We start from the raw sequence: 5,579 nt of genomic DNA, 5'->3' as shown, positions 1-5,579 counted from the left end.
CGTCGGCCACAGCCGGTGCGGCCGATGCGGTGGCCACGGCGCGCTCGACTCTCACGGTGAGAGCGACGGCCGCCCCGGTGGAGGCGACCACCACGGTGGCGGCGATCGCGGTCGACGCGAGCACACGGCGGCCCAGGGGCGCCTGCGGTGCCACCAGATGACCGGCGGACTCGCCCCAGGCCCGCAGCGTGCGGGCGACGGCGCCCATCCACCAGCGCAGGCCGTGGACGCGGATCGGGTCCTCGAGCCAGCGCCAGCTGGCCCACGCGAGCCCCAGCGTCAGCGGGACGGCCACCGCGGCCGTCCACGCGCCCAGGACCGCCGGCAGGAACGCGATGACGGGCATGTGCCACAGGTAGATGCCGTACGAGCGCTCGCCCAGCCACCGCATCGGCCCCAGTCCCAGGACCCACGCCACGAGGCCGCGGCGATAGGAGGCCGCGGCGACGACCGCCGCGGTCGCGACCGACAGCAGCGCCAGTCCGCCCCCGTAGAGCCACATCGCGTACGCATCAGTGGTCGCGAGCTGCCACACGACGACGCCGAGCGCGACCACGCCGAGCGCGTCGAGCCACCACGGGGCGCGCTGCCGCTCGCTGGCCGGCGCACGCCGTTCGTCTCTGCCCGCCCGGAACGCCGCGATCGCGATCGCGAGCGCCGCGCCCACCAGCAGGCCCCCGGCCCGGGTATCCGTGCCCTGGTAGACGCGGGTGTGGTCGAATCCGGGCTCCGCGAGCAGCCACATGGCGACGAATGACGCCGCCGCGAGCCCCAGAGTGGCGCCGGCCACGCGCCACAGCCGGCGGCGGAAGAGGGCGAGGAGGCCCAGCAGGAGCAGCGGCCACAGCACGTAGAACTGCTCCTCGATCGCGAGCGACCACAGGTGGTCGAGCGGCCCGGGCCCCTCGAAGCGATCGAAGTAGGACTCCCCGGCCGCGATCGTGGTCCAGTTGCTCGCATAGAGCAGCCCGGCGACCGACTCCCGCAGGCGGCTGACCCCGTCCTGGGGCGCCACGACCGCCGTGACGGCCAGGGTCGCGGCCACCACCGCGACCAGCGCAGGGACGAGCCGGCGGGCGCGTCGGATCCAGAACTGGCCGAGCTCGAAGCTGCCGCGCTCGCGCCACGTCCGCAGAAGGATCCCGGTGATGAGGAAGCCGCTGAGCGTGAAGAAGACGCCCACGCCCATGAGGCCGCCGGGCGCCCACGGGGCGCCCAGGTGGTAGGCCACGACACCGGCGACGGCGAGCGCTCTGAGCCCGTCGAGGCCGGGGCGGTAGGTGGCTTGAGAGCCCACCGGTCGCGGCATCCCGTGGTCCTTCTGGTGCGTGCGCCGTTGACGGCGCGGGACAGCCATTATGGACGTGCGCGCGACCCCCGAAGTTCACGAAACGCCCGCACGGGAGGAATCTCACACGCGAGCGCCGTCGAGGCGCTCTAGGGCCGCGCCGCGAACGTGCCGCGGGCGTACTGGAATGGCCAGTAGTCGACCTCGACGCCCAGCTCGTGCGCGGCTCGCAGCGCGAACTGCGGATCGCGGAGGAACTCGCGCCCTGCCATCACCGCATCGGCCTGGCCGGCAGCCACGATGTGCTCCGCGAGGTGCGGCTCCGTCACGAGCCCCACGGCGCTCGTGGGCACGCCCGCGCGCTCGCGCACCTCAGCGGCGAACGGGACCTGGTAGCCGGGTCCCACGGGGATGGTGGCGTCCGCGACGTTGCCGCCTGACGAGACGTCGATGAGGTCCGCGCCGGCGTCGCTGAGCCAGCCCGAGACGGTGACGGTGTCCTCGAGGGTCCAGCCCTCGGACTCCTTCCAGTCCGTCGCGGACAGGCGGACGAGCACCGGGACCTCCTCGCCCGCCTCCTCGCGCACGGCGCGGGTGACGTCGAGGATCAGGCGCGCCCGGTTCTCGAGGCTGCCGCCGAACTCGTCCGTGCGGTCGTTGCTGAGCGGCGACAGGAACTCGTGGAGCAGGTAGCCGTGGGCGCCGTGAACCTCGATCACGTCGAAGCCGGCGTCGATCGCGCGCCGCGTCGCGGCCCTGAACTCCTCGACCACCACCGTAATCTGCTCGTGGGTGAGGGGTGCGGGGTCGGCGAGACCGGGGAAGGCCAGGCTCGACGGGCCCACGGGGGTCCAGCCGCCCTCCTCCTGCGTCACCACGCCGCGGCCCTCGAGCCCGCGATGCGTCGAGGCCTTGCGGCCCGCGTGGGCCAGCTGGATTCCGGCGGCGGCTCCCTGCGAGCGGATGAAGCGCGTGATGCGACCCCATGCCTGTGCCTGGTCGTCGTTCCAGATCCCGGTGTCCCACGGCGAGATACGGCCCTCGGGGGCAACGGCGGTGGCCTCGGCCATCACGAGTCCGGCGCCGCCGCGGGCCGTGCCGCCCAGGTGGACCAGGTGCCAGTCGGTGGGCACGCCGTCGCGCTCCTCGACCGAGTACTGGCACATGGGGGCGACCCACAGGCGGTTGCGGAACGTGATCGAGCGCAGGGTGAGCGGCGAGAACAGGGCGGAGGATGTCATGCGCTCAGAACGCGCGGGCCTTCGCGGCCATTCCTGGCGGCTCCGGCGTTCACCGCGTCTCGTCGACGGGGGTCCTCGTGATGGCGCTCTCGGATGTGACCGAATGTGAATGCTCTCTTGAGAGCGCAGGGAACCGTGCGAAACGGTCCGAACATGCATGCGTGATCGTTAACATTCGTTACTCAAGCGTTATCCGGACCACTTGCGCCGCCTCAGAATGTGAGGGCTAACATGGCGACTACGGGCCGTGCATCGGCCCCGAGGGAAACCCCAATACCGCCCGGCACCGACGCCGGGGCAGAACGAGGAGGTTCTGAGGCATGAGGAAGCGTTACCTGTCAACGATCGCCATGGTGGGAGCAGCCGCATTCGCTCTCACGGCGTGCTCGAGCGGCTCGGACGACGGTTCGGACGACGCCAGCTCCGGCGACGACTCCGGCTCGTCCGGCGACGTCATCACCGTCGGATTCGCGCAGACCGGATCCGAGTCCGGCTGGCGCTCGGCCAACACCGAGTCCATGCAGACCGCGTTCTCCGAGGAGAACGGCTTCGACCTGGTCTTCAACGCGGCGGACAACGACCCCGCCGCGCAGATCAGCGCCGTCCGCAACTTCATCAACCAGGGCGTGGACGCCATCGTCCTCGCTCCCATCGTCGAGGATGGCTGGGACGACGTCCTCGCCGAGGCCGCCGACGCAGGCATCCCGGTGGTCCTCGAGGACCGCACCGTGAGCGCCTCGGACGACCTCTACGAGAGCTGGGTGGGCCTCGACTTCTACACCGAGGGCCTCAAGGCAGGAGAGTGGGCGGCCGAGCAGTTCGGCGACACCCCGACCAAGATGGTGGTGCTCGAGGGCACCACCGGATCGGCCCCGGCGAACGACCGAGCGGACGGCTTCAATGACGCCATCGCCGGCACCGCGATCGAGACCATCGACTCGCAGACCGGCGACTTCACCCGCGATGGCGGCAAGTCCGTCATGGAGGGCTACATCGCCAACTACGGCATCGACGGCATCGACCTGCTCTACGCGCACAACGATGACATGGGTCTGGGCGCCATCGAGGCGATCGAGGCCGCGGGCGGCGTTCCCGGTGAGGACATCACGATCATCACCATCGACGCGGTGCGTGACGGCATGCAGGCACTGGTCGACGGCAAGATCAACTACATCGTCGAGTGCAACCCGCTGCTCGGCGACCTGGTGTCGCAGGTCGTCAAGGACGTCCTGGCCGGCAACGCGGTCGAGAAGGAGATCTACGTCGAGGACCTGACCTTCACCCAGGAGGAGGCCGCGGAGGTCATCGACTCCCGCCTCTACTGAGTGCAGGCAATAGCCTGACACCCAGCGGTACAGGTGCCCCGTCGGGGACCCGGCTCGCACGCCGGATCCCCGACGGGGCGCACCACCCCCAAGCGAAGGACAGTGCAGCCCATGCCAGCGGACACCGACGTCCCACCTCTGGTCGAGATGCGCGGGATCACGATCGCCTTTCCCGGCGTTCTCGCGCTCGACCACGTCGACTTCTTCCTGCGACCCGGTGAGGTCCACTCCCTCATGGGAGAGAACGGCGCCGGCAAGTCAACGCTGATCAAGGCCCTCACCGGCGTCTACGCGATCGACAGCGGGACCATCGAGATCGCGGGCGAGGAGCGCAGCTTCGAGACCACGGCGGACGCCCAGGAGGCGGGCATCTCCACGGTCTACCAGGAGGTCAACCTCTGCTCGAACCTCTCGGTGGGCGAGAACGTGATGCTGGGGCACGAGCCCCGCGGGCTCGGTGGCATCGACTGGAAGGCCGTCCACGTCGCCGCGGCGCAGCATCTGGGCAGCCTGGGGCTCGACCTCGACACCCGGTCGACGCTGTCGGCCCACTCGATCGCGATCCAGCAGCTGGTGGCGATCGCGCGGGCCATGGTGCTCGACGCGAAGGTGCTCATCCTCGACGAGCCGACGTCGAGCCTCGACCGCGGCGAGGTGGAGCAGCTGTTCTCCGTGATCCGCGACCTGCGGGACAAGGGCGTGGCGATCCTGTTCGTGTCGCACTTCCTCGACCAGGTGTACGAGATCTCCGACCGCATCACGGTGCTCCGCAACGGCCAGCTGGTGGGCGAATTCGAAGCAGCCCAGCTGCCGCGCAGTGCGCTGGTGGGGCATATGCTGGGCAAGGAATTGCAGGCGGAAACCAAGGCGCAGGCCGGCGGGCCGCGGTCGCAGAAAACGCAGTCGGAACCACTGCTGGAACTGAAGGGTGTGGCGGTACGCGGGTCCCTGCACCCCACCGACCTGACCGTGTGTCGCGGTGAGGCCGTGGGCCTCGCCGGCCTCCTTGGCGCCGGGCGCTCGGAGGTCTGCCGTGCGGTATTCGGCGTGGACAAAAAGACGAGCGGTACGCTGACTTTCCAAAACAGCGAGCAGCATTTTCGTCAGCCATCGGAAGCCATTGCCGAAGGTCTGGCACTGTGTCCGGAAGACCGCAAAACCAGCGGTATTGTGGGCCCATTGTCCATTCGCGAGAACATTGCCCTGGCGGTGCAGGCGCGTCGCGGCTGGTGGCGCCCCATGAGCCGCGCCGAACAGCAGGCGCTGGCGGACAAGTTTATCGCCGAACTGCAGATTGCCACGCCGGATGCGGAAAAGCCGATCGAGCAGTTGAGTGGTGGCAACCAGCAGAAGGTGGTTCTGGCTCGCTGGCTGGCGACCAACCCCCAGCTCCTGGTGCTGGATGAACCCACCCGCGGCGTGGACATCGGTGCCCACGCGGAAATTCTCAAACTGATCAAAAAACTCTGCAGTGAAGGTATGTCTCTGCTGGTCACGTCCTCCGAGCTCGACGAGCTGGTGGCCTTCTCCGACCGTGTCGCGGTGATGCGCGACCGCCGCAAGGTGACGGAGATCGAGGGCGAAAATATTACCGAAGGCAACATCATGCAGGCGATTGCGGAGGCGTAACGTGACGAGTGTACAGAGCACGGCGGGCGAAGCGGCCCCGCAGAAAAAAATAGTATTGCCGAATATTTCCGGGCGCTACCTGTGGCCACTGCTGGG

At 69.2% G+C, this 5,579-nt stretch carries 4 protein-coding genes; 2 read left to right on the top strand and 2 right to left on the bottom strand.

Going from position 1 to position 5,579, the window contains the following annotated elements; translation table 11 throughout:
• Positions 1 to 1,309: acyltransferase (locus tag QZ483_RS12370; RefSeq protein WP_297084445.1), on the bottom strand; the 1,309-nt coding region annotated here is incomplete at its 3' end.
• Positions 1,310 to 1,437: 128 nt separating this feature from the next.
• Positions 1,438 to 2,529, bottom strand: a complete 1,092-nt coding sequence (locus tag QZ483_RS12365) for an NADH:flavin oxidoreductase/NADH oxidase (protein ID WP_297084443.1) — start codon at positions 2,527 to 2,529, stop codon at positions 1,438 to 1,440.
• A gap of 320 nt (positions 2,530 to 2,849) precedes the next feature.
• Here QZ483_RS12365 and QZ483_RS12360 point away from each other — a divergent pair, with 320 nt between their 5' ends.
• Together QZ483_RS12360 and QZ483_RS12355 are read left to right on the top strand one after the other, a co-directional pair.
• The gene (locus tag QZ483_RS12360; RefSeq protein ID WP_297084440.1) at positions 2,850 to 3,854 is read left to right on the top strand and encodes an ABC transporter substrate-binding protein; all 1,005 of its coding nucleotides are present in this window, start codon (positions 2,850 to 2,852) and stop codon (positions 3,852 to 3,854) included.
• 111 nt (positions 3,855 to 3,965) lie between these two features.
• The gene (locus QZ483_RS12355; RefSeq protein ID WP_297084438.1) at positions 3,966 to 5,483 is read left to right on the top strand and encodes a sugar ABC transporter ATP-binding protein; all 1,518 of its coding nucleotides are present in this window, start codon (positions 3,966 to 3,968) and stop codon (positions 5,481 to 5,483) included.
• The last annotated feature ends 96 nt before the right edge of the window (positions 5,484 to 5,579 follow it).

This window comes from uncultured Demequina sp., assembly GCF_913055775.1.
GTDB lineage: Bacteria > Actinomycetota > Actinomycetes > Actinomycetales > Demequinaceae > Demequina.
Note: the sequence above shows the minus strand (reverse complement) of the source record. Positions and strands in the feature narration are given on the sequence as shown.

Bases quoted from the DNA above. Each gene is read 5' to 3' on its own strand.
- QZ483_RS12365 (WP_297084443.1), bottom strand. From the start codon at position 2,529: ATGACATCCTCCGCCCTGTTCTCGCCGCTCACCCTGCGCTCGATCACG.
- QZ483_RS12355 (WP_297084438.1), top strand. From the start codon at position 3,966: ATGCCAGCGGACACCGACGTCCCACCTCTGGTCGAGATGCGCGGGATC.
- QZ483_RS12360 (WP_297084440.1), top strand. From the start codon at position 2,850: ATGAGGAAGCGTTACCTGTCAACGATCGCCATGGTGGGAGCAGCCGCA.